The following is a 24,155-nucleotide window of genomic DNA, read 5'->3' as shown; positions in this document are numbered from 1 at the left end:
AGCAGGACGTGATGCTACCGCATTCGGAAATGCGATGGCACCCTCTCTCTGGAGAGGTTTCCGAGGATACAGGCGCTTACCCGAACGGAGCTAACGATGGCGACCGACTCCGCGGTGAGCCGAAAGGCTCGCATCGAGGCCAGCCGATCGTCCCCCGCAAGTCAGGCGTGAAGCAACTCAATCTCGAGCTCTTACAACAACCCGAAGGAGGAACTCCCCATGTCCGCTGATTCACACTCCACGGCTGAGCCCGCATCGGAGGCATCGTCCTTGTCGGTGCTGCAATCGATCTTGGCTAATCCCACCGATCTGGACTTCGTCAAACAATTCACGACCGATGACTTCGTGTATGTGTCACTCAATTATAGCCATCCCGAGCTGAAGCGGATCATGCCTTGGGCCGGAACGAACCATGGCACCGAAGGGCTTGTTCAGACCTTTGTCGATGTTGGACGCTACTGGACAACAGACGACTTCCAAATCCAGGACAGCTTCGAGAATGAGAATGGCGCCGCCATCTTTGGCACCTTCACTTACACATCCACCGTACTGGGCAAAGCGGTGACATCACCCTTCGCGGTTCTGGCGCGCGGCAAGAACGGCAAGCTATCCTACGTGCAGTTCATGGAAGATACCTTCGCGACCGTCCGCAGCTTCCGGGAGAGCGGTGAGTACCTCATCAAAGCAAATCCCGACGGTTCGGAAATCAATGTCTGAGAGCTAGGCTAAAGGCTTTCGACGATGCGGCACGGCTATTCGCGTCGGGAAATCCGGTCATGTCCGACCATGATTCCCGGGCGAAACTACACCTCGAGAAGCTCGGCGTTCCTAGGTGCGCAACACAGCAGAGCAGGGTGTGAAGCTACCGCGTCCTAAGAGCCAATGATACTCGATTGTGGGGTGATGCCCGGTCCTAGTGCCCCCTTGGACGACAGATACGGCAGCAAAGGAACAGCCATGACCTTTCGCAACGGCCTCGACTCGCTTCTTCGCCCCGAAGACTCGGTGCTCGTGCTTATCGACCACCAGCCCTACCAGCTGGCAAACCTGAATAGCCACGATCCGCAAGCGGTTGTGAACAACACCACCGCGCTCGCCAAAACGGCCAAGGTCTTCGGCGTCCCGACGATCCTCACGAGCGTCATAGCGGGCCGTGGCGGCCTCATCTTCAAACATGTGACCGACGTATTTCCGGACCAAGAAATGATCGACCGAACGTTCATCAACACGTGGGAGGATAAGGCCGTCGTTGATGCTGTGAAGGCGACCGGACGCAAGCAGCTTATCATCGCGGGCCTTTGGACGGAGGTCTGCGTAGCGATGCCGGCCATCCAGGCGGCGGGCGAAGGATGGGACGTCACCGTGGTGACCGATGCATCCGGCGGTACGTCCGTCGAGGCGCACGAGGTTGCCATTCAGCGCATGATCGCGGGCGGCATCAACATGATCACCTGGCTCGCCCTCGCAGCCGAGTGGCAGCGTGACTGGGCGCGTCTCGGGACGGCCGTTCCGCTGACTCAGGTCATGATCGACCATGTTGGCGGCAGCGGCATCGCCTACATGTGGGAACAGCAACTTCTCAATACGCCGGTCTCGGCCGAGGGTTGAGATGGGCGAGACGCGGAGCCGGCAGGTTGGGCTGCCGCAAGCTCATACCTCGCCAGCTTCCGCGCCCTCCGCGATCCTAAAGGCATGGCGCGATCAGGTTGATCGGTCGTCTCGCTGAGACTTTTCCGATCCGGGTCGCTTCATTCGCGGAACCGGGACTAGGCGCGCTCTGCACGCGGCAGACAGGAGGGGAACGGTCCGCCGTTCACGATGGGCATCGTTGGTCGAAATCAGTTTTGAGTTGGCAAGACTGCGGCGGCTCAACCCAGGAGAATGACAAATGTCGGTCGCCAGATATCCAGTCGGGCAGGAGATGAATGTCACCTACCCCGACTTCAAAGTCAGCTTGCAGCTTCACTCCGTCACGCAGATGTCGTTCGATATTGCCGAGGGACCATTTGCGCATAAAGAGACAGTCTCGATTCAGGTGCTGCCGCTGACAAGCGGCATCTTTTTGGTGAGCTGGGTCGAGGAAAGCGGCGCGACGGTCACGAACGTGCAGGACTTCGATCGAGGAGTCGTGCACTCGTTCGTCACTTTACCGGGGGGCCGTTTTCTGAGGATGGTGGGCTCAATCGAGGTCACCCGACCTGCGGACCTTCCCGGCGATGATCGTCCCGAGCGCAACAAGGCGCTTGTGCTCGAGGCAATGACCGCGCTCTTCCAACGTCGGGATGCGTCGGCGGTCGCGCGGCTCTACGCCCCCGATTATGTCCAGCATAATCCAGTCATCCCGCAGGGGCGGGACGCTCTGCAGAAGCTCGTCTCGGAGCTGACAGAGGACGTCTTTTACGAGCCTGGAATGATGATCGCTGAGGGAGACTACGTTACTATTCATGGTCGCATCCGTGGATGGGCGCCCTCGCCGCAAGTGGTGGTCGACATCTTCCGCGTCGAGAACGAGCGCCTCGCCGAGCACTGGGACGTCCTCCAAAACGAGACGGTACTCGCAGCGGGCGGGCCAGCGATGTTCGATGCGGATGAGCGCGCGCGTCAGGTGGTCGTGCGCACCTAGGCATTTGGCAGGCGAGCTGACCTCGAAAGGACGGAAGATGGACGCCGGTATCGATCAATCTGCCGCAATGTTTCCCGACCCCGTGACGGGTTGGCTTCTGTCCGGGAGCGATCGGGTGGCGGATCAAAGGCAAAGCGTAGGAACCGCTGAACGCGTTGGGCCGGGAGAGTTCGGCATTAGCTGGCGCCCCCGAACCGAAATGTTTGAAGCCCGCATTGTCGCAGATCAGTGATGCCGCGACCTTCATCCAAGCGTTTCCGGTCTGTTGTCATCGCGGGCGCGGGAACCGGACTGGGGCGAGAGGCCGCCCTCCAGTTCGCCAGCGCAGGATATGTGGTCTTCGGAACCGCGAAATCTGCGGCGGAGGTTCATGACCTCAAAGCTGCCTCAGGTGGGCGTGTCAGCCTTGCAGCGTGCGACATCACCAACACTGCAGGCATGCGGGCTTGGGCTGACGGGGTTTCAGACGCGCTCGATGGCGCTGGTCTCGACGTCCTGGTGAACCTTCCGGATCACATCGACAACGGTCCGCTAGAGGCTGTGCCTCTCGACACGATCAGACGCGAACTCGAGGTAAACGTGCTTGGCGCCGTCTCTGTCATCAACGCATTTCTTCCGTCGCTCCGCATAGCGCACGGCCGGATCATCCAGGTCAGCTCCTGGATCGCCAGGCTGGCGGTACCATTCAGTGGCCCATCTGCAGCCTCGATGGCGGCGCTGAGAGCGCTCTCCGCAGCATATCGAGCCGAGGTACGACCTTCAGGTGTGGATGTGGTGACGGTCACCACAGACCTTATTCGCCCGGTTGCTGACACAGACCGAACGTCAAAAACCGTTCCGGCCATCGCCGACCTGACCCCGACGCAGCGTGACCTCTATGGAAAACGCATGACCGCGGCGGCGACACGTCTCGAGGAACTGGCGATCGGCGGCGGAGATCTTGTCGAGGTTGCGGCTCGGGTGGTGGAGATCGCTCAAGAGGGCTTGTCGGCCGGCCAGGAGTCGGTCGGCGCCCGGGCGGCCGAGATCGCGGCTGCGACGCAAACGAAGAACGATGCCGACCTTGAGGCATTCCGGCTCAGCCTTGTGGGGCTGAGTTAGATTCACCCAAGGGCCAGGAGAGGATCCCCTTGAGCACAGTAGACGACAATCCGGCCCAAGGGCGCTTTGAGCTTGCCATCGAAGGTAGCCACGAGATTGCTGCCGCATATTACCGGCTGCAGGGCGAACGGCTTACCCTCACGCACACCATCGTGCCGGAGCGATTCTCGGGGCAGGGGATCGGTTCGAAGCTCGCGCGAGGCGTCTTCGACCTGCTCCGAGAAAGCGGCCGCAAAGCGGTCCTCCGCTGCCCCTTCATGGCCGCCTTTTATGCGCGCCATCCCGAATATGCAGACGTAGTGGACACCTCGGCCGAGGAGCAGAGACGATGATAGACTTGGTGATAGAGCAACGGCGACGGAACCTTGGTGGCAGTTTCGAGGTCGGCCGGGTCTTGCCTTTCGCGACACGCCGGATGGTGGGTCCCTTCATTTCGACCATATCGGCCCGATCGACGTCCCGCGCGGCGTTGACCGCAGCGCAGATGTGCGACCGCATCCGCACATTGGGCTCTCCACAGTCACCTACCTGTTCGCCGGCGAGATCATGCACCGCGACAGTCTGGCTTACGAGCAGGCGATCCGTCCCCAGGAGGTGAACTGGATGACGGCGGGCCGCGGAATTACCCATAGCGAGCGGCTGGAGCGCGCACGTGCCCAGGGGGACAGCATCCATGGCATTCAGGCGTGAGTGGCCCTTCCTCGCGAGGCCGAGGAGACCGAACCATCCTTCTCTCATCATTCCGGGAGCGACCTTCCGCAGTGGACCGAAGGCGGTGTCACGGGCCACCTGATCGCGGGCAGCGCGTATGGGCTCACCGCAGGTGCGCAAACCCATTCGCCACTTTTCTACGCACACCTTGACCTGGCACCAGGCGCAAGCGCCGAGGTGCCAGGCGGACATAGCGAGCGCGCGGTCTATATCGCCTCGGGCGCCGTCGAGGTCGACGGCCGCCGCTTCGATGCGGGGAAGATGTTGGTCCTGGACGGCTCTGCATCGCGCGTCACAGCGACCGAGCGATCCACGATCATGCTGCTTGGTGGCGAGCCGGTCGGCGAGCGCTACATTTACTGGAACTTCGTTTCTTCCTCTAGAGCGGTTTCCGATCAGTCTGCATCGTAACCGGCGTTGGTGAAGTAGTTGGCGCACTCCTGTGGTGGGTAGAGGTCGAGGATGCGGCCGATGGCGTCCCACAGGCCGTGGATGGTGCGCTCGGCGGCGTTGCGCAGGTGCGCCTTGAGCTTAGAGAACGCCTGCTCGATTGGGTTGAAGTCGGGGCTGTAGGGCGGGAGGAAGAGCAGCTTGGCGCCAGCTGCGTCGATAGCGTCGCGTGCGGCGGGCGCCTTGTGGCTCGACAGGTTGTCCATGATGACGATGTCGCCGGGTCAGAGGTCGGGCACCAACACTTGGCGGACATAGGCAACAAAAGCGTCGCGGTTGATCGGGCCATCGAGCACCATCGGCGCCATCATGCCGGTGCGGCGCAGGCCGGCGACGAGGGTGGTGGTCTTCCAGTGTCCGTGAGGCACGCCCGAGCGCAACCGCTCGCCGCGTCGGCAGCGACCGTGGCGACGCGCCATGTTGGTGGACGCCCAGGTCTCGTCGATGAAGACCAGGCGTTCGGGATCGAGGTCGAGCTGGCCATCGAACCACTCTTCGCGGCGTTTCAGGACGTCGGGGCGGTCCTGCTCAGTGGCGTGGGCCGTCTTTTTTTGCGCGTGATCCGATGCCGGTCGAAGAACCGCCACAGCGTTCCGATCCCGACCGGCGTGCCGCGCTCGGCGAACAGCACCTGCAACTCGACCAGCGTGATGTCGTCCTTCGTCTCGATCGCCTCCAGGATGAAGGTCGCGTGGGCGTCGATCCGGGCCGCACGGCGGTCGCCACCCTGCCGCTTGGCCGCCGGCGTGCCGTGCTGAACGACCAACTGCCGCCAGCGGATCGCACTGGCTGCGCTTACCCCGAACCGCGCTGCCGCGGCCCGGCATGACATCCCGCCATCAATCGCGGCGACCACCCGCTCCCGAAGATCCTGTGACAACACTCGCGGCATCCGTGCCGGCCTCCTGACCCGGCCCAGAGCCTGAATCAGAAAACCGCGCCCGTGTGAATCCTCGATGATTCAGAAAGGCCGGAAACCGCTCTAAGGAGCGGCTCGCGCAGGCCGCGGCAGACTGGAAGGCTGGACGGATGAAGTTACCAGATTCCGACCATGCCGAATTCATACCGCTCCCGGACGATGCCGCGCCGCCGGCTCCACCGATGTCGTGAATAGAATTGAAGTCGCGGCCGGCGGACCAGCACCAAGTTAGGTAGAGGCTCTCGTAATGGCAAAAGTGGAAACGTTCGTCACTGATGGCGCTGGGCAGAAACTGTTCGACGCGCTGCATATGTCACAGACGCTCAAGGTCGGCAATCGCGTTGAAACGTCCGGGCAGGGCGGATGGGACGACGACCTGAACATACCCGCCTCCCTAGAGGACGAGATTACGCAGGCGTTCCACAATGTCGAGAAGGTGCTCGCTCCCGCCGGGGCCAGCTGGAGGGATGTGGTGCACGTCAATTCCTATCACGTTGGCGGATTTCCGCCCGAGGTGAACGCGACGATATCGCAGCTGTTTCGGCGCTACATGCCCGATCGGGCGCCGATCTGGACGCAGACCGGCGTTGAGGCCTTGGGCCTGCCGACGATGCGGATCGAGATCAGGGTGACGGCTTTTATAGGCTGAGGGGTGCAGCGGATGTGGCGCGGGCTTCGCCCCGCGCCTACGCGCTCTGCGGATCGAGGAACACATGCAGCGTCTTGATGCCGCCTAATTCGATGTGCGCTACGTCCAAGCCGGTGACCGCTTCGGGGCCACCCGGTGGTCCGGCGGTCCACTGCAAACGCCCGACGCCATTGTGGCCAAGCGCCGGCCGAACGGCCGTGAAGGCGAAATCTGGAGGCAGATGGTCCAAAAGCTCGGTGACAGCCTGACAGATTGCCTCGTGGCCCTGAACCGATCGGTCGGGTTCGTGCAGGATGGCGTCAGGAGCGTAGAGTTCTTGAATAGCCACTAGGCGGCGAGCAGGGTCGTGCTCGCCAAATACGCGCTTGAGGTTCCCACCCATGATGGCGGCGAAATCGATGTCGGCTGCTGAGCTCAGTGCGCCTCCGGCGGGTTCGGCTTCGCCGGCCATAATGCGGGCAGAGAGCTGCGCAATGCGTGCTTTCGCCGCGGAAAGCGCCGACTTCCGTGCCTCAGGCCCGAAACCAATCTTTTCCGCGTGAATGAACGTCACGTCGGTGATCCCGACGAACCCCAATAGCTGCCGCAAGTAGGGCTCTTGGAAGTCGGTCACCTTGGCGGGCCCCGAGGAGTAAAGCCCGCCGCGCGGTTCGATGACGATCGCGTGCTTACCGGTTAGCAGGCCCTGCGGACCGCGCTCGCTATACGAGAAGGTCACCCGAGGGCGCAGAACGTGATCGAACCAGGCGCGCAGCGACGTCGGTATGCTGAAATTATACATCGGTGCTCCGATGACGAGGACTTCGGCAGCGCGAAGCTCTTCGATCAGCTCGTCCGATCGTGCTTGGGATGCCAGTTCGTCGTCGGAGGAGGGCACACCGCGTACCCCGGCCACCGTCGCCGAGGTTAGATGGGGGATGGGATCGGCGTCGAGATCCCGATAGACAACCGCCGCCGTCGGATCGGCAGCAAGCAGGCTCTGAACGGTATGCTCGACGAGGATGCGCGACACCGACGCGGGCCCGGTTACGCTGCTGTTGATAACGAGGATTTGGCGCATGTACCCTCCTGTGCTTAGAGACGGATTATCAGTGCGCCAGTCGGTCCTGTAGCCTCACCCCGCCGGTGAGCTGTGTCGCGGAACGGGGAACGCTCCTCAGGTGATCCCGCGCTACCGGGAAGAAAGGACCCGCCTGAGAAAATCGCGGATGTGCTGCGCGATCTCACCATGATGGGTCTCGAGTGCGAAATGTCCTGCGTCGAGCAAGTGGATCTCGGCATTGGGCAGATCCTGCTTGTAGGCGAGCGCTCCTGCTGGAACGAAGGCAGGGTCATGCCGGCCCCAGACGGCGAGGAACGGGGGTCGGTGCTCCCGGAAGTAAGCCTGGAATTGGGGGTACAGCGCGACGTTCGTACGATAGTCCAGAATGAGGTCGAGCTGCACCTCCTCCGCCCCCGGTCGCGCCATGTAAGCGATGTCGAGTTCCCGACCGTCAGGGCTCAGCAGCTCGGGATCGGCGCCGGTGCCATATTGCCAATTGCGTATCGTCTGGGGTGAGAGAGAGTCGCGGCACGCTTCGCGGTTTGCCTCGCTTGGATCGCGCCAATAGGCCTGCCACGCGCCCCATTCGTCGCTGAAGCCCTCGTCGTAGGCGTTGCCGTTCTGTGAGATGATCGCCGTGATCCGCTCGGGGTGCTTGATCGCCAGCCTTAGACCCGTCGGCGCGCCATAGTCAAAGATGTAGAGCGCGAAGCGTTCGACCCCGACGGCCTCAACGAAGCCGTCGATGACCTCAGCCAGGTTGTCGAAGCTGTAGGTGAATGCGCCGCGGTCCGGCGCCTTGGTCTGCCCGAAGCCGGGGAGATCGGGCGCGATCACCCGGTAGCGATCCGCAAGCTCCGGGATCAGGTCGCGGAACATGTGGCTGGCGGTCGGGAAACCGTGAAGGAGCAGCAGGACGGGAGCGTCGGCAGGGCCCGCTTCCCGGTAAAACACCTCAACCTCGCCGACCTTCTGCGTTCGGTAATGCACGGCAGTCATACAAATCTCCGTAATGGAACTGCACCCGGTGTCACCGGACGTTGCTAGCCTGCCCGCTCCATGCTCGAGCCGTGAAGAACTCACCCTTGTCGCTGCGGAACGCGGTGCCGGCTTCGCTCGAGCTTTGAAGCTGCCATGCCAGCCACGCTGTCGGTAATCCAAGATAGCCGTAAACGCCGAGCGTGCAGGTGAGCGGGCTGCCGACCACGGCCGAGCCGCAACCTGGCTTGCCGAGAAGGTCATTGTGATTGGCGAGCTTCACCAGCCCCTTGGCCTTGAGCAGCACGTTCGGCGTCGCCTCATAATATGCCGTCAGAGAGTTCAGCTTCTCGCCGTCGCTCTGCCTGTCCGGCGAGATGATCACGTCGAAGGTGCCTCCAACGTAGAAGATCGAACCGGACTTCGCTGCCCTCAGGTTTTCGGTGAGGACGCAAAGGTCGGCTGGCGAGCACCACCGCTGACTGGGAAGTTGAAAAGCTACTGCCGTCCTGATCCGCCCCTGCGCTTTCAGCATCGCATTGATCGCGCCGGTTGCGCCTTGAGAATGGCCTGCCACGCCAACGCGATCGAGATCCACGCGCCGATGGATCGGGCTGGCCGGGGCGTCCGCCTGTGCCTTCAGGTAATCCAGCGAGTCCAGGACGGTGTCACCGTATCCGGTCTTCGGATCGCGCGTGGCGACCACGACGAAGCCCCAGCTGGCGAGGTGGGACAGAAGATAGTCGTAGACCTTCGGCTCGACGGGGGCGTCGGCTGTGCCGTTGGCCCAGACTACGACCGGCCGGGGCTTGCCCGACTGGATGTCGGACGGATACCAGACGTCACATAGGTGCCCTCTGCGATCACACGGCACCGAAGACGTCGTGCGCATTACCGCGGAAGGACCGTCAGCGAAGTATGCGCGCTCGACCGCACCGGTAGGAACAATCCTGCTATCCTGAGCTGTGGCAGCACCGGCGCTGAGGAAGCAGAGGGATGCGATTGCGGACTTCAGAGCTGCACGGCGCATGTGCGCGATGTCTTTGAACGATCTTCGCTTTTCGGCGAAGGTGCTGATCCCGCAGCGGATCAGCGCGAGGGCGTTCGAATGTTCCATGACTAGTCTCTGGAAGAGCCGCTTTGTTCCGGAGCGGCGCACCCACGGCTACGAGAGCCGTCAAGCGCGCCGCTGCCTTCACGATTTAGGCGATCGCACCACCGTCGACGGTCAGCGTCGTACCAGTGATGATGCTTGCTGCCGGGCTGGCGAGGTAGGCAACAGCGTTACCGATCTCGCGCGGTTCGGCGTACCGGCCCAGCGACGTCAGACTGCGCTGGAAGTCGGCGGCGTCGCCATCCGCTGGGTTCGAGTCCGTGTTCGTTGCCCCAGGCTGGATGAGATTGACCGTGATCCCCTTAGGCCCCAGCTCGCGCGAGAGACCACGAGTGAATGAGGTCAGTGCTGCCTTCGACATCGCATAGGTCGTGATGCCTGGGAACGGAACGCGCTCGCCAAGCGCCGAGCCGATCGTGATAATGCGGCCGCCTTCGCCAAGGTGCGGGATCACGGCCTTCGCGAAGAGCACAGGTGCCCGAACGTTGACGTCCATCACGCGCTGATATTCGCCGATATCGATGTCGGCGATCATTCCGGAGTGGCCGATCGCGGCGCTGTTCACCAGAATATCAATGCCTCCGAGCGCGGCCACCGCCTCGTCTACCGAGCGGGCGATAGCCTCCGGATCGGCGCTATCCGCCTGAATAGCGACCGCGCGGCGCCCCGCCGCCTCGATAGACTTGACGACACCCTGCGCTTTGTCGGCTGCGCTCTGATAAGTAAACGCGACGTCTGCCCCGTTTTCTGCAAGCACCAGAGCGATCGCCGCGCCAATACCGCGAGACCCGCCGGTCACCAGAGCGCGCTTGCCCTTAAGATCAATCATCTTATCGTCCTTTTCTACCATGTTTGGTTCAAATCGCCCGCGTTTCGCCGGGGATGGGAAAGGCACACGACTTCGTCATGCGCGAACTTAGCAGTCGCGATCGGCGATTCTTAGCGTCGCCCTGTGCCAAGCTGTGTTGCGTGAAGTGGAACGCCGAATCTGCAGCTCAGAGCTAGCGGCCGCAGCTCAGACCTATGGCGCCGCCGATCCATCTCGGGGTCGCACGGTCGGTAAATTACGGCCTCCAGGCGAAGTTGGGTATTGCAATCAGGACACTGGCTCTTCCATCCGGACGTTACACGTTCACGACCCGTAGATAGGCGGAGGGCTTGCTCGCCGCTTTCCCGATGATGCCTTTGGTTTGCATGATCCTACCAAAGCCCTATCTCGTGGACATGTATGACCTAGAGCGCACGATCCACCGCCTTCTGACTGATGCTGCCCCGTACACGGGCTCATCGCCCGGATTGAGCGGACAGCCCACACCGCTTCCGCGCCTTACGGTCTGGTCCAGCGCCACTGCGACACCGCCGACGTCATCGGTGTTCGAACCGATGTTTTACGTCGTGCTGCGTGGAACAAAGGTTCTGACGATGGGCGCCAATCGCTTCGAGATGACACCCGGGATCTGCGCGGCTTCATCCTTCGGCCTGCCGTTCTCCTATGAGATGATCGGGGCCAAGGCGAAGCTGCCCTATGTCGGGATCAGCCTGCACCTCGACGTCGACAGGCTCACTCGGCTCGTGCTCGAGATGCCAAAGGCGGAAGACCGCTGGACCTGCGCCGTTGCCGCAGGAGATCTGAGCGGGGACCTAGGCGACGCCTTTGCTCGTCTGGTCTCGCTCGTGAATACGCCCGGCGATGTCGCGATGCTCGCGCCCCACTATGAGAGCGAGCTTTATTACCGCCTGCTCCAGAGCTCGATGGGCGACACGCTTCGTCAAATCGTTCAGCGCAACGATCGGGTACGGCAGATCAAGGCCGCAGCTGACTGGCTAGGGGCCAACAACAACGAGCCCGTCACCATTTCTCAACTCGCGTCATCCGCCGGTATGAGCGTCACCTCTTTTTATCGCCACTTCAAAGCCATAACCGGGTTCAGCCCTCTCGCCTTTCAACGCCACATCCGGCTGACGGAGGCTCGAAAGTTGCTGGCCGGCGGCTTGGCGACGGTCGGAAGCGTGGCGTATCAGGTCGGTTATCAGAGCCCGTCTCAGTTCAGCCGAGAGTATAAGAATATGTTCGGGAGCTCGCCTATGATCGACCTCCACCGATGATGTTCCGGGTCGAGCAACACAGTTGCTCACATGCTGCGGCTAATCGCGTGGGGTGGGAGACACTATCTTGATACTATGCCCGCTACCAACAACCGCTCCGCCGGCGGAGTCTCCTCCGCTTCCACTGAACCGCCGGTCGATCGGCGGGTGGTCATCGTGGCGCTTGGTGTGTCCGCCGCCCTGCCGACGAAGAGCTGGGTATCTCCTCTCGTTGCGCCCGTGTCCAAGACTTTCCGAACGCTCCGGCACACCACCCACTACCTTGAAACCGGCGCTATTGACGGGCCGCTGATGTTGTTCCTTCATGGCTGGCCCGAACAGGGGATCATCTGGCGCGCGCAGATGACGGCATTCGCAGCCAAGGGCTGGCGATGCATCGCCCCTGACATGCGGGGCTATGGCGGCTCCTCCATTCCTGCCGACCCCGCTGCCTACGCGCACGCAGAGGTGGTCGCCGACATGGTCGAGCTGCACGATCACCTCGGCGGGAAGCCGGCGGTCTGGGTCGGGCACGATTGGGGCAGCGTGTTGGTCGGCGCGTTCGCGGCGCACGAACCGCAGCGGGTCAAGAGGGCGGTGCTGATCTCCGTCCCCTATTTTCCAACGGCCAACGCGCTCCCGACGCTGGTGCCGCTGGTCGACCGGACGATTTACCCTGCCGAAGTCTATCCCGACGGCCAATGGGATTATTACCGCTGGTACACAACCAATTTTAAAACCGCGGTCGCCGACCTGGACGCGGACAAGGCGTCATCGCTCGCCTCAATCTATCGCCGCGGCGATCCCGCCATGTTGGGCAAGCCCGCAGCGAACGCGAAGGTGACGAGCAAGGGCGGCCGCTTTGGCGCGGTGCACCGCGCCCCGCCAACCCAACCTGATCCGGCGCTGTGGCCGGCAGAAGACTTCGCAGCACTGGCGGGATCGTTCGAACGCAACGGCTTTCGCGGGCCGTGCTCCTGGTATCTCAACGACGATGCTAATATCGCATATATGCGCCGTTCGCCTGACGGCGCGCGGCTGTCGATGCCGGTGTTGTTCGTCAACGGTGACTGGGACCAGATGAACAGCATCATTGGCAATCGCTACGGCGGACCGATGCGTGCCGCCTGCGCGGACCTGACCGTCACTCGACTGAGAGGGGCCCATTGGCTGCCCCTGGAGCGCAAGGCGGAACTGGCCGGTGCCATTGCCGAATGGATTCACGCCAAGCAGCTTTGACGGCGAGATCGGACATGTCGACTCGCGCGCGTCACGTCTCGGCACTTGTTGTCCTTGGGGTAGGGTGGACCTGGTTTTATAACGGCGGGAACTTCCTCGCCTTCAAGATCGGCGGCAAGGCGTTCGAGCCTTTGATGCTGGCGGCGTTGCGATTCGGTAGCGCGTCGCTCATCATCCTGCCCGTCGCCATCTGGCGGTCGCGACGACACCCTGCGTCGCGCCGAGAACTTGCCGCTGCTGCGCTGCTCGGTGCAATCATGCTGATCGGCAGTCAGACAATGGCGATCATGGGAACGCACTTGCTCCCCGCCGGCGTCGCCTCGGTTTTCGGATCAGCCGCGCCGGTGTTCCTGGCGCTGTTCACCTGGGCGTTTCTGCATAAGCCGCCAGACAGGCGGCAGATCGCAGGCGTTTCGCTCGGCATCATTGGCCTAGGCACTATGGCGTGGCTGTCGTGGGCCGGAGCCGGGTTCCGGCCGATCGGAGCGATCATGACGCTCACCGCATCCGCAACATGGGCGGGCGGGTCGGTGGTCGCGGCACGGCTGCGAATGCCGAAAGATCCCGTGATCGGGCTTACCGCCCAACTCGTTCCCACCAGCATTGTTCTTGGGCTCAGCGTCTGGCTGGCCGGCCTGACGGCCGCGTTCGATCCGGCCGCGGTCCCGCTCCGGGCCTGGGGCTCCCTGGCCTTTCTCGTCATTGCCAGCACTTTGATCGGCTATGCCGTGTTCCTATCGCTCAACCGTCAGGTGACGCCCATCCTCGCTAACAGCTTCAACTACGTTGCGCCTGTGATCGCTCTCTGCCTTTCGGCATGGTTTCTCGGTGAGCAGGTTGGATGGGGAAAGGCGGGTGCCGCAGGCATGACGCTGACCGGCGTTGCCTTGATGATAGGGGACCGGCGGAGCCAAGCCGCTTAACGCACCGCTGTGCTGCGCAGTCCCTATGCGCTGCGTTCGCGTACCATGCGGCCATCAGGTACGATCCAAAGGGAGATCACAACGAGGTAGATCGTCAGTGCCACTCCCCGGCTCACGAATGCGAGCGGGACAGCCGCTACGTACAGGGCGATGCTGACCAGCCCTTTGCGATCGCGTCCGATACCCTTGGCAACTCGTGATTCCGGTCCATTGAACGCGATAATCGCTCGCTCGATCAACTCGTAGCAGAGTGCTGCCATCCCGAGCACGACCCCATACGCCGCGGTTGGGACTACGGCGAAATCGGTGTCGTTGTTCCAGCGGATGACGAACGGCACCAGGCTAAGCCAGAACAGCAAAGCCAGGTTGAGCCAAAGCACGCGGCCATCGATCTTCTCAGTTGCGTGCATCAAGTGGTGATGGTTGTTCCAGTAGAGTCCCACGTTGACAAAGCTGATTAGGTAGGCGGTGAACATGGGGACGCTCGCCCGAAGCGACGAGAAGTCGCTGGAGCGGGGAGGCACGAGGTTCAGAACCATGATTGTGATGATGATTGCGACCACGCCGTCGGTGAACGCTTCGAGACGCTTGCTGTCCATTGTGACCTGAACCTTCCGCTTCGGCCGGGCAGGCGCCTTAGGACTTTGCTGGCTCCAGCGAGCTCGGGTGAACCGCACACAATGCCGTGCCGAACAGCACGAGAGTGCCGGCCAGTATGAGCGGAATGACCAGCGACCCGGTTCGAACAACCAGAAGCGCGCCCAGAACCGCACCGCCGAGGATCGCAACGACGCTGCCAATCCGGCGTCCCCAGTTTGGATTGCCGCCACCTGCCAAGGTAGAGTCGGCTGCGATGCCGGTGATGGTGAGCGTGAGCACCGTCGTCGTCAGGTCGGGCACCTTGAGCTGACGAATAGTTGCGTTACGGAATCCCATCGCGACCGCGGTTGTGGCGATGATCGCATACAGCGCCCAATGCGGAGCCTGGTCCCCGACGTCGAAGCGAAGCGAAATCGCCGCGGCACCCCATAGCAGAGCGGCTTCAAAGAATGCTGCCGTCAGCAGCCAGCGGCGGAGCGGGCGCGCCCCCATCGACTTTCCAATGCGGCCCGCCACCAGCGCACCAATCATGAATGTCGCGAGCGCTACGAGGCCTGGTGCCACGACGAAGCCGGGCGTGCCCGCAAGCGCGAACCCCAAGAATACAACGTTGCCCGTCATGTTGGCGGTGAACACCTTGCCGAGGCCCAGGACGCTCGCCGCGTCGACGAGACCCGTTGTCAACGACAGCATCAGGAGCAGGGGCACGCGCGGGTCGAAGGCAATCTTGTCAACCATGGAAGGTCCTTCAGAAACGGAAATTGGCTTCCAGCCCCAGCATGACGATCGTTCGTGCGCTGCCGGTCTGACGAATGAAACCGCCCGCGTCGAATGCGGACAGCGAGGAGGAGAGTTCGAGTTCCGGCGTCACCTGCCACCCCAGTGTCCCCTCGACCTCCTTGCCGATAAAGCGGGCAGATGCGGTGCCGGGGGCGCGGATAAGGTTGCCTGGAATGTCGTACACACCGTCGCCGCGCGAGTAGCGCCAGTAGGCATTGCCGCCGAGGCTGGCCGTGACGGTTGGCGACAGCGTGGCCGAGACACGTGGGTTGACGCTGATGATGTTAGTGGGGCCGACCGGCGACAGTTCGCCGAAATATTTTCCCTTCGGAAACAGCGCGTTGAACGTGCCCAATTTGCCGTCGCTGGCTCGGCGGTCGCCGCTTACGACGTTGACGCGCAGCACCGCGTCCGGGGTGAGAGGCGCCGTTGAAAACTTCCGGCCCACCTCGGTGCCGAGCGTCCAAGCGGCGATGGTGCCGCCGGCGTAGCGGCCGAACTGCGCTACACCCTCGACGTTCCAATGCCAGTCCCCGACCACGCCGAGCGAGCGCGCACCGATGCTGTGGCGAAGCTCGCGCCCCGTTACGCCGCCAAAGGGTGCCGTCGTGTTGCGGTACCCGAGATAATAGAGATCAAGGCCGACGCCCGGTGCGATAGCCGGGATGGTCGCATAAGCACCCCAAAGCGACTTGGCGCGCGACCGCGTGTCGTCGAACGTGCCCAGGCCGGGCGTAACCGGCCGTACCGCCAATATGGTGACCGTCGCACCCTTCACTGATGCGAAGCCGCGGAACCCATCGAAGGTGAGCGGCACGTTAGGGCCGTAGCGCGTGCCAACCAGTCGTTCAGTGCCGAGCGACAGCATCTGCCGCCCGGCACGCAGCGTTAGCCCCAAGCCGTCGGGCGCGTTGGTGTCTGCGCCGATGCGCACGTCCATGAAGCCCTGCAGCAGGTCCGCGCGTGTCTGGTCGATCGGCCCGGCCGAGGGCGCGACCCCGACCGCATAGGCTAGGATTGGCTGGACGAAAGCGCGCGCGGCGACTTTGCCGGTGCCGACATGCAGATCGGCATAGGGCAAGGCGCGCAGCCAGAGATAACTATCGTTCGGAGCGGCGGCACCGCCCCAAAGATTCTCGTGGTAGTTCTCGTTACGCGCGCGCAGCTCGATGCCCGTCGTCAGATATGCGCCGCCGTTCCCCAGTGGTATGTACTTGAATGGCTCGGTCCAATGATCGTCACGCGCGGACGGGTCGGCGAGGCGGTCATAATGCTCGTCGTATCGGGTTATCGTCAGCGTCGGCGATTGCCACGCGTCGGTGGCGGTAGGAGCAGCCGCTCCCGCTTCACCCGAGCTGGTCTGCGCATTAGCGGTGCCGGCCCAAAGCGCCAGGACGAGACTCATCGTCCGCCTACGCACGGTCCCGCTCAGCTTGAGCCAGCATCGCCACCAGGATGAAGCCGCCGACGAGCCCGAGATGCTCGAAGAAGGCGTTGGTCGCCATGAAACGCTCTGGCCCCGGAGGCAGCACCCAGAAGGCATTAGCAGTGATCGCCGCCAGCGCGGTGAATACGCCGAGCATCCCTGCCCCGAGCCACACGAGCCGACCGCTTAAGATCAGCAGCGGCCCGATGACCTCAACGGCAATCGTCAACGCGGCCCACAGGGCCGGTGGGCTCATTCCGAAGTGCGCCTGTTCGGCGACCGCCGCTGACCAGTCACTCGCCTTGACCACACCGCCGAGCAGGTAGGCACCGACCAGCAGCAATCGCGCAAAGAACCAGGTTGGTCGCCACTCGAGGATCGCCTTCACGAAACGGAGAGGGGCGTCCGTGCTCATCGCGCCGCGATCGAATGCAGCTCGGCGATATAGCCTCCTGGGAACTGCACCATGGCGGCGCTCCGACCCCCAACCGTATGGGTTGGGACAAGCAGCTTCACGCCCGCCGCCTGTGCCTTGGCGAGCGTGCCCTGCAGATCAGCGACCTCATAGCCCGTCAGTTCACGACCGTAGGGCCAGGGAAGGGCGCCGTCGGTGACGATCAACGTCGTCTTGCCAAACCCCGACGATAACCGGATGCGACGATACGGCTTGCCCGGCCTACCGATCTCTTCGCCCGGCGCCGCGCGATCATCGGAGACGACCGTGGCATGCGCAAATCGTGTCCAGCTTACGACATAGGCGTCCGCGGTGTCCGCCGTCAGGTATAGGCGGCTTTCCGGCACGTTGGTGGCCGCCGGATAGCTCGGCGTTTTGGTGTGCCAGTAGAGCTGCATGACGCTTCCCCCGGGCCAGCGCACCAGCGTGTCGCGCCCAATCGGATCGGGAAAGGTTTCGACCACGCGCGTCGCACCGGCCGCGCGGGCGGCGGCCACCGCGCCATCCATGTCCTTAACAAGGTAACCGACGCGCTCCTCGCCGAATGGGTAGGGGATCGGCGTCTCAAAGCCGAAGACAGAAACACTACCCGCAGGGGTGACGACAACCTGCGAGCGCGTCTGGCTCGGCGTCGGCGTCACCTGAAATACGCCGCCGGGGTTCGCCTTGCCCCCGAATGTCGCAATGAAGCTTCGTATGAACGCGTCGAAGTCCGCGACGGGCACATAGACGTGCGTCGTGTCGTACTGTGGTCCCATCGCGAAATCGGAGCTGACCGGCTCGCGCGCGGCGCCCGGAACGGCCGGCGCCGCGCCCACCAGGGCGGCGACCAGCAACAAGGTCACGCGCTTCATCGTCATGGATCCCCTCAAACCGCCCAGCAGCCGCACCCGAGCGCGCCCCAGAATCTTTGCACGTCGCTGGCGGGGACATTGGCTCCAAGCGCAGCAGCGTGATTGTGGCCGTGTACCCCGCAGCCGTGCGCGCAACCGCACGCGCTTGCGAGCATGGCGGACGCCTCGGGGCTGCGATGATAGCCGCCGACGGTGGCAACTGGCGACCAGTCCGGCATCGGTCGCGGGATCGCCGGGGCGAGGCGCTCATAGTCCCCTTCGCCGAACACCACCTTGCCGCCGAGCACCGTCAGCACGGAACGCAGATGCGGGATGTCGCTTTCGGGAACCGAGAGATAGTCGCCCGAAAGCACAGCGAGGTCGGCAAGCTGCCCGGCCTTGATCTGCCCCTTCTTACCGACTTCGCTCGAGAACCAGGTATTCTCGTGCGTCCACATGGCGAGCGCTTTTTCGCGACTGACCCGATTGGCGCCGGGATAGAGGCGAAGCCCGCCGACCGTGCGGCCGGTCACGAGCCAGTGGAGTGATACCCAAGGATTATGGCTGGCGACGCGGGTTGCGTCGGTGCCGGCGCCCACCGGTACTCCGGCTGCCAGCATTTTCGCAATCGGAGGCGTCCGTTCCGCCGCTTTTGCGCCATGACGCTCGACGAAATATTCGCCTTGGTAAGCCATGCGATGCTGGATCGCTATACCGCCGCCAAGGGCAGCAATGCGGTCGATGTTGCGGTCGCTGATCGTCTCGGCATGGTCGAAGAACCAGTTGATGCCGGTGAAGGGCACGTCCATCGCGACCTTCTCGAAGACGTTCAACGCACGATCGATAGTCTCGTCGTAGGTGGCGTGCAGGCGCCATGGCCACCGGTTTTCTGCCAAAAGGCGGATCACCGGCTCGAGGTCGCCTTCCATGGACGGCGGCATGTCCGGGCGCGCAACCCGGAGGTCCTCGAAGTCGGCTGCCGAGTAGACCAGCATCTCCCCAGCGCCATTGACTCGATATCTGTCGTCACCTTGCCCCGGCTTCAACTGCTTCACCCAGCCTTGAAAGTCGGCGAGCTCTTCCTTCGGCTTCTGTGTGAACAGGTTGTAGCTGATCCGGACGGTCATCAGCCCCTCGTCATGCAGAGCCTCGATGACTTTGTAGTCGTCGGGATAGGTCTGAGACCCGCCGCCCGCGTCGATGACGCTGGTGATGCCGAGGCTGTTCACTTCGCGCATGAAGTGCTGGGTGGAGTTGATCTGATAGTCGAACGGAAGCTTCGGCCCCTTCGCGAGCGTCGAATAGAGAATTGTCGCGTTCGGTTGGGCGAGCAGCAGGCCCGTCGGGTTGCCGGCGGCATCACGCACAATCTCGCCGCCCGGCGGGTTCGGGGTGTCCTTGGTGTAGCCGACCACCCGCAGCGCGGCAGCGTTGAGGAGCGCCCGGTCGTAGAGATGCAGGATGAAGACAGGCGTGTCGGGCGCTACCGCGTTCAGTTCGGCGATCGTCGGGAGCCGCTTCTCGGCGAACTGATGCTCGGTGAATCCTCCTACCACCCGCACCCATTGCGGCGCTGGCGTGCGATCCACCTGGCGCTTCAGCATGGCCATGGCATCCGCGAGGCTTGGCACCCCATCCCAGCGCAGTTCCATGTTGTAGCTAAGTCCGCCCCGGATCATGTGGGTGTGGCTGTCGATTAGCCCGGGGATGATCCGGCGGCCCTTGGCGTCGATCACGGTCGCGCCCGGTGCTGCGGCCCGCACGTCCTGTTCGCTGCCGACCGCCAGAAAGCGACCATCCCGGATTGCTACCGCTTGCGCCTGGGGGTTTTCGCGATCCAGCGTGGTGATCTTGGCATTGACGAGGATCAGGTCGGACATCGCGTCGCTCCGGCGATTTCGGTGATTCTGGGCCAGAGCCATCGGCGCCAGCAGGGCGATTGCCGCGACGCCCGCAAGCGTGTCGCGCCGGGTAAGCCGTTTCATAGGTGATCCTTTCGAACCGAAGACAGCATAGTCCCGGGTGCGACGGTGCTTCCGAGCCACCCTCGGGCTGCAATTCCAGCCTGCTCGCCGATCAGCATGCCCAAGAGCCCGATCAGCGCGACGGCCGGGGGTGCCGGCGAGCGGACGCCGATCAGGCTGTAGAGGAGTCCGACTCCCAGCCCCACCGCGAGCGAGATTAGATAAGGCCTCATGTCCTGCACCCTCCGGCACTACGGGAACGAGCGGCAGCCGCTCCGACGCCTCAGTTTCGCGCGGCTTCCTCGGTGGCGATGCCGACGCCGGACACCTCAGCATTCTCCTGCCCGCCGAACATCGTCTTGGCGTAGTTGATGCCGAGGCCGTACGCGCCGCCCCAATGCTTCGCGATGCCGGTCGTGGAGTCGTAGCTGTCAGTTCGGGCCCAGTCGCGCTGCAACTCCAGCAGATATTGTAACGCGGTCATCGGACGCGCCCCCCCTTGGATCATGCGCTCCACTGCCCGCTCGTGCGCCTCGGTCGAGATATCGCCGCACGCGTCGGTAATTACGTAGACTTCGAAGCCCTGATCTATTGCCGAGAGCGCCGGACCCACGATGCAGACGCTAGTCCAAAGACCTGCCAGCACGATCCTGTCACGCCCGATCCGGTTGATTTCGTCGATGACGGCCGCATCTTCCCAGGTGTTCATGCTCGTGCGGTCAAGCATGCGCTGCCCTTCGAACGCCTCGCCGATTTCGGTGAACATCGGGCCCGAGAAGCTCTTCTCGGCGACCGTGGTGAGCACTGTCGGCACCTTGAAGGACGCGGCCGCTCGGCTCACCAGGGCGGCGTTGTTGCGGAGCAGCGTGGTATCGATCGACTTGGTAGCGAAGGCCATCTGCGACTGGAAGTCGATCAGCACCAGCGTATGGTCGTCCGGTGACAGCAGTGTCTTTCCGGGTGCGGCGCGTGCGGCGATGCTCATGAGTTTTTCCTTCCTGGAAGAGGGGGATGGGCGTGGCTGATCCTCAGCCGTTCGCGGTGCCGCCTGATTTCAGGTGATCGTCGTAGAGCGACACGAGGTGGCCGACCGCCTGATCCACGTATTCCGGCACGTCATACATGTCGTAGTGGTCGGCGCCGTCGATCACGACGAAGTCGCGGCGGTTACGTGCTCGCTCCCACAGCCCTCTGCCAGCCTCGTGCGAGAAGGTCGTGCCGAGTTTCCCACCAACGATGACCTGAAGCGGTTGGACGAGCAATTCCTCGACGAGGTGAAAGCCATCATATCCAATCAGGAGCGCATCGCTGACGAACAAACGCTTGTTGGTGCGGCGATCATGGTGGCCACGCGAAGTGGCATAATAGTCGATGGCGTTCAGGAGTGTCGGGTCCTCGATCCCCGCTTCCTTTGCTTCCGTGGGGCTGGGAAGCCATTCCTCACGCTTTTCGGCCGCACCGCGCGCCTCGGCGGTCCGCTGCTGCGCAACGGCCGCCAGCATCTCTTCGACGGCTGACGCCTTGGGCTGCATGCGTCGCCACGCAGACCCGACATCGTTGGCGACGACGGTGCCGACTGCCTTGAAGCGACGTTCGATGAGCGCCGCGTTGATCGCATAACCGCCGCCTGCACAAATGCCGAGCAGGCCGATCGCCTCCTCGTCGACGAAGGGCAGAGTTACCAAAAAGTCCACGCCGCAGCGAATGTCTTCGACGCGAACCGCCGGGTTCTCGGTGTCGCGCGGCAATCCCTCGCTCTCCCCTTGGAAGGAGGGGTCGAAAACCAGCGTCACATATCCCTTGTCGGCCAGCTTCTCCGCGTAGGTGGCGCCGGCTTGTTCCTTCACGCTGCTACCAGGGCCGACGATCACCACCGCGGGGTGGCGCTCCGTGTCCGAAAAGCGATCCGGCAGGCGGAGGTGGCCGACGACCTCCCGACCATCGTTCTTGAAGGTAACCCGCCGATTTTCGACACTCATGCCGCCTCCTAGCGTGCGCTTTTGGACAGAATCGCGATTGCTCTCGATCGTGCCATTCGCACCGCAGGGGCGGTAGCTTCACTTCATGTGGTGCTGTGTTGCGGTTTCAGGAACGCAACTTCAACATCTCGAGATCTGGCGCGCCAACTCGGTGCGCGTCACGCAGCATGATTGCTTTGCACAGGTTCTGGCAACAGGCGATCATCATCTCGGTTAGAACCCGGACCTTACGCTCGGGATGCTGCCCGGGTGGGCGCACGACGTAGATGCCAAGCGCGGGTGGTGGATACCGCTTCATCACTGGAACCAGCGCGCCGGAGTCCAGGTGCTCGATGATGAGTTCTTTGGGAATGCCCGCCACGCCCACCCCGGCAAGAGCGGCTGCAACGAGGGCAACGGCATTATCGGTTTTGAACCGACCATGCGGCTTCAGGGTGATCAACCTGTCTCCGTCCAAGGCAAACCAGGACTCGGTCCCGTGCATGACGACGTCGTGGTCGCCAAACTCCTCGGGCGTTTCCGGGGCACCTCGGCGCGCGATATACTCAGGCGTCGCTACGTAGATCGCGGGTGTATAGCCGACCTTGCGCGCGACCAGGTTTGAGTCTGTCAGATGCCCGATCCGGATCGCGCAGTCGAAGCCCTCTGTGATGAGGTCGACGAAGCGATCAGAGTAGGAGGATCGGACCTGCAGAAGCGGATTTAGCCGGGCCATGTCCGCGATGACCGACGCGAAGTGGGTTGGACCGAACGTCAGTGGAGCTGCGATCCTAAAGCTTCCACGCAGATCACCTGCCGGCAGGATTGTCTCCATGGCGATATCGTATTCCGCGCAGATCTTGGCGGCATGATCTCGGAAAGTGATACCTCCCTCGGTGAGCGCCGCACCCCGGGTGGTGCGGGCGAGCAGCTGAACGCCTAGTTCCGCCTCCATTCTGGCAAGCCTGCGGCTGACGATCGATTTGGAGACGCCCAGGCGCAACGAAGCAGCAGTCACGCCGCCCGCATCGGCAACCTCCACAAACGTCCGCAAGCTCTCGATGTCCATCTAGCGTTCCCCACGCCGCAACGACGACGCTGACAGCGGAATACTAAGTCGCAATCTACGCAACTTGTTAATGACACGCGGGGCGTAACAGCCGTGACGGCGGCCGCCGTGGCCGGGATCCACGCAAGCTGGAAGAGCGCGAGATGTGGACCTCATCTGATCTGGCTAAGCCATTGAGGAAGCTCGTCGAACGGCATCTTCTTCGCGGCGCCGTCTTCGCTAGCTGTGGACCCGTCGTTCCAGCCGCGCTGATGCAGGCCGGGCGGCACAATCTTCTCAGAGCGAGCCCGCTGTATGGCGCATTCGCGCGCCAAGAAGTCGACCAGTGCGCGCACAGACGGGAGAAGGCCCCGGCGTGATGGGAAGACGGCATGAACAATCCCCGACTCCGGCCGCCAGTCCGGCAGCACGTCGACAAGCCGTCCCTTCTTCACGTCCTCTGAAACAAAGATTGCTGGCAATTGGACCAACCCGGCGCCGGCTATCGCCGCATCCCGAAGAACCGACATGTCATCCGTTACAAGACGGGGCGTATGAGGAACGGACGCCACCTTTCCGTCGGCATGGCAGAGCCCCCAGTTATGCTCTCGGGTCGCACGAACTTGATCAAGACTTGGAAGACCGTGCAGGTCCGCCGGCGACTTCAGCTGCCCTCCTACTAGCTTCGGAGCAGCGACTAGGCATTGAACGCTTTCATCAAGGCGCCGCATAACCAGACCGGTCGAGTCCAGCGGGGGAAAGCGCACGCGCACTGCCAGATCCAGCCCTTCGGAGATCACGTCCACTCGGCGGTTGGTGCTCTCCAGGAAAATCTGCACGCCCGGATTGATCATCATGAAGCGCGCGATCAGTTCGCCGAACTGGAAGGACAACAGCGCAGTGGGGCAACTCATCCGCACCATGCCGCGCGGTTCGCCCTGCACCTGCGCCGCGACCTGCTCGGCGGCTTCCGCCTCCACCAGCATCGCGACACACCGATCGTAGAACTCGCGCCCAACCTCCGTGACCGAAAACCGCCGTGAGGATCGGTTGAGAAGCCTCACGCCCAGACGCTCCTCGAGCGTCAGGACACGGCGGCTGAGCAACGATTTCTGCACGCCAAGCGCGCGCCCGGCGGCAGAGAACCCCCCGTGATCAACGACCGCGGCAAAATAGTAGAGGTCGTTCAGGTCCTTCATCGTCCTCTCCGTAGGACGCTGCGTCGCTTCTGGCAATCTTTTCATTCCGGCGTCCCAAC

25 protein-coding genes and 2 pseudogenes are annotated in these 24,155 nt (G+C 63.0%); 11 read left to right on the top strand and 16 right to left on the bottom strand.

The window, feature by feature from the left end; translation table 11 throughout:
- The first annotated feature begins 219 nt into the window (after positions 1–219).
- From EV292_RS21260 to EV292_RS23265, 7 genes are all read left to right on the top strand, one after another.
- On the top strand, positions 220–717 hold the full coding sequence (locus EV292_RS21260; protein ID WP_132911277.1) for a nuclear transport factor 2 family protein: 498 nt from the start codon (positions 220–222) through the stop codon (positions 715–717).
- A 240-nt stretch (positions 718–957) separates the two neighbouring features.
- Positions 958–1,608, top strand: coding sequence for a hydrolase (locus EV292_RS21255; RefSeq protein ID WP_132911276.1), 651 nt, complete (start codon positions 958–960; stop codon positions 1,606–1,608).
- A 280-nt stretch (positions 1,609–1,888) separates the two neighbouring features.
- Positions 1,889–2,623, top strand: a complete 735-nt coding sequence (locus EV292_RS22955) for a nuclear transport factor 2 family protein (RefSeq protein ID WP_207913508.1) — start codon at positions 1,889–1,891, stop codon at positions 2,621–2,623.
- A 231-nt stretch (positions 2,624–2,854) separates the two neighbouring features.
- Complete coding sequence (locus EV292_RS21245) at positions 2,855–3,724, top strand: SDR family NAD(P)-dependent oxidoreductase (RefSeq protein WP_132911275.1); 870 nt, start codon at positions 2,855–2,857, stop codon at positions 3,722–3,724.
- A 29-nt stretch (positions 3,725–3,753) separates the two neighbouring features.
- Positions 3,754–4,056, top strand: coding sequence for a GNAT family N-acetyltransferase (locus EV292_RS21240; protein ID WP_132911274.1), 303 nt, complete (start codon positions 3,754–3,756; stop codon positions 4,054–4,056).
- Between the two features lie 154 nt (positions 4,057–4,210).
- Positions 4,211–4,414: a pirin family protein gene (locus tag EV292_RS23270; RefSeq protein ID WP_243693904.1), complete on the top strand. Its 204-nt coding sequence runs from the start codon at positions 4,211–4,213 to the stop codon at positions 4,412–4,414.
- Positions 4,415–4,846, top strand: coding sequence for a pirin-like C-terminal cupin domain-containing protein (locus tag EV292_RS23265; RefSeq protein WP_243693903.1), 432 nt, complete (start codon positions 4,415–4,417; stop codon positions 4,844–4,846). It abuts the gene before it with no gap.
- On the opposite strand, the pseudogene EV292_RS21230 reads toward EV292_RS23265, so the two are convergent.
- Positions 4,831–5,777 (bottom strand): annotated as a pseudogene (locus EV292_RS21230) (IS630 family transposase). The gene EV292_RS23265 and the pseudogene EV292_RS21230 overlap by 16 nt on opposite strands.
- Before the next feature lie 274 nt (positions 5,778–6,051).
- Here EV292_RS21230 and EV292_RS21225 point away from each other — a divergent pair.
- Positions 6,052–6,453, top strand: a complete 402-nt coding sequence (locus tag EV292_RS21225) for a RidA family protein (RefSeq protein ID WP_132911273.1) — start codon at positions 6,052–6,054, stop codon at positions 6,451–6,453.
- Positions 6,454–6,490: 37 nt separating this feature from the next.
- Here the strand turns inward: EV292_RS21225 and EV292_RS22950 are convergent, their stop codons facing one another.
- The 4 genes from EV292_RS22950 to EV292_RS21205 all read right to left on the bottom strand — a co-directional run bounded on the left by EV292_RS22950 (position 6,491) and on the right by EV292_RS21205 (position 10,416).
- Complete coding sequence (locus tag EV292_RS22950; protein ID WP_132911272.1) at positions 6,491–7,513, bottom strand: NAD(P)H-dependent oxidoreductase; 1,023 nt, start codon at positions 7,511–7,513, stop codon at positions 6,491–6,493.
- A gap of 111 nt (positions 7,514–7,624) precedes the next feature.
- Positions 7,625–8,494, bottom strand: coding sequence for an alpha/beta hydrolase (locus EV292_RS21215; protein ID WP_132911271.1), 870 nt, complete (start codon positions 8,492–8,494; stop codon positions 7,625–7,627).
- A gap of 31 nt (positions 8,495–8,525) precedes the next feature.
- Positions 8,526–9,590 carry a hypothetical protein gene (locus tag EV292_RS21210; RefSeq protein ID WP_132911270.1) on the bottom strand — a complete coding sequence of 355 codons (1,065 nt, stop codon included), beginning with the start codon at positions 9,588–9,590 and terminating at the stop codon, positions 8,526–8,528.
- An 85-nt stretch (positions 9,591–9,675) separates the two neighbouring features.
- Complete coding sequence (locus EV292_RS21205) at positions 9,676–10,416, bottom strand: SDR family oxidoreductase (protein ID WP_132911269.1); 741 nt, start codon at positions 10,414–10,416, stop codon at positions 9,676–9,678.
- A gap of 329 nt (positions 10,417–10,745) precedes the next feature.
- Here EV292_RS21205 and EV292_RS21200 point away from each other — a divergent pair, with 329 nt between their 5' ends.
- The 3 genes from EV292_RS21200 to EV292_RS21190 all read left to right on the top strand — a co-directional run bounded on the left by EV292_RS21200 (position 10,746) and on the right by EV292_RS21190 (position 13,834).
- Complete coding sequence (locus EV292_RS21200) at positions 10,746–11,693, top strand: AraC family transcriptional regulator (protein ID WP_207913506.1); 948 nt, start codon at positions 10,746–10,748, stop codon at positions 11,691–11,693.
- A gap of 75 nt (positions 11,694–11,768) precedes the next feature.
- On the top strand, positions 11,769–12,911 hold the full coding sequence (locus EV292_RS21195) for an alpha/beta hydrolase (protein ID WP_132911268.1): 1,143 nt from the start codon (positions 11,769–11,771) through the stop codon (positions 12,909–12,911).
- Positions 12,912–12,925: 14 nt separating this feature from the next.
- Positions 12,926–13,834, top strand: a complete 909-nt coding sequence (locus tag EV292_RS21190) for an EamA family transporter (RefSeq protein WP_165927222.1) — start codon at positions 12,926–12,928, stop codon at positions 13,832–13,834.
- A 23-nt stretch (positions 13,835–13,857) separates the two neighbouring features.
- Here EV292_RS21190 and EV292_RS21185 read toward each other — a convergent pair whose 3' ends face one another.
- From EV292_RS21185 to EV292_RS21135, 11 genes and pseudogenes are all read right to left on the bottom strand, one after another.
- Positions 13,858–14,433 carry a TMEM175 family protein gene (locus EV292_RS21185; RefSeq protein WP_132911266.1) on the bottom strand — a complete coding sequence of 192 codons (576 nt, stop codon included), beginning with the start codon at positions 14,431–14,433 and terminating at the stop codon, positions 13,858–13,860.
- Positions 14,434–14,470: 37 nt separating this feature from the next.
- A complete protein-coding gene (locus EV292_RS21180) occupies positions 14,471–15,172 on the bottom strand; it encodes a YoaK family protein (protein ID WP_132911265.1) in 702 nt (233 codons plus the stop codon).
- 10 nt (positions 15,173–15,182) lie between these two features.
- Entirely contained in the window at positions 15,183–16,619 is a 1,437-nt protein-coding gene (locus EV292_RS21175; protein WP_132911264.1) for an alginate export family protein, read from the bottom strand.
- A gap of 7 nt (positions 16,620–16,626) precedes the next feature.
- Positions 16,627–17,055, bottom strand: coding sequence for a DoxX family protein (locus tag EV292_RS21170; RefSeq protein WP_132911263.1), 429 nt, complete (start codon positions 17,053–17,055; stop codon positions 16,627–16,629).
- Entirely contained in the window at positions 17,052–17,948 is an 897-nt protein-coding gene (locus tag EV292_RS21165) for a glyoxalase (protein WP_132911262.1), read from the bottom strand. Before EV292_RS21165 ends, EV292_RS21170 begins: the two co-directional genes overlap by 4 nt.
- 14 nt (positions 17,949–17,962) lie before the next feature.
- Positions 17,963–19,807, bottom strand: coding sequence for an amidohydrolase (locus EV292_RS21160; RefSeq protein ID WP_132911323.1), 1,845 nt, complete (start codon positions 19,805–19,807; stop codon positions 17,963–17,965).
- Positions 19,808–19,974: 167 nt separating this feature from the next.
- Positions 19,975–20,124: pseudogene (locus EV292_RS23260) on the bottom strand (DUF1427 family protein); the annotation flags it as partial.
- Positions 20,125–20,174: 50 nt separating this feature from the next.
- The gene (locus tag EV292_RS21150; RefSeq protein ID WP_132911260.1) at positions 20,175–20,876 is read right to left on the bottom strand and encodes a hydrolase; all 702 of its coding nucleotides are present in this window, start codon (positions 20,874–20,876) and stop codon (positions 20,175–20,177) included.
- Positions 20,877–20,919: 43 nt separating this feature from the next.
- A complete protein-coding gene (locus EV292_RS21145; protein WP_132911259.1) occupies positions 20,920–21,870 on the bottom strand; it encodes an alpha/beta hydrolase in 951 nt (316 codons plus the stop codon).
- Between the two features lie 106 nt (positions 21,871–21,976).
- Complete coding sequence (locus tag EV292_RS21140; protein WP_132911258.1) at positions 21,977–22,918, bottom strand: LysR family transcriptional regulator; 942 nt, start codon at positions 22,916–22,918, stop codon at positions 21,977–21,979.
- Between the two features lie 152 nt (positions 22,919–23,070).
- On the bottom strand, positions 23,071–24,096 hold the full coding sequence (locus tag EV292_RS21135) for a LysR substrate-binding domain-containing protein (RefSeq protein ID WP_132911257.1): 1,026 nt from the start codon (positions 24,094–24,096) through the stop codon (positions 23,071–23,073).
- Between the last annotated feature and the right edge of the window lie 59 nt (positions 24,097–24,155).

Origin of the sequence: Sphingomonas sp. BK235, assembly GCF_004345855.1 — a bacterium.
GTDB lineage: Bacteria > Pseudomonadota > Alphaproteobacteria > Sphingomonadales > Sphingomonadaceae > Sphingomonas.
Note: the sequence above shows the minus strand (reverse complement) of the source record. Positions and strands in the feature narration are given on the sequence as shown.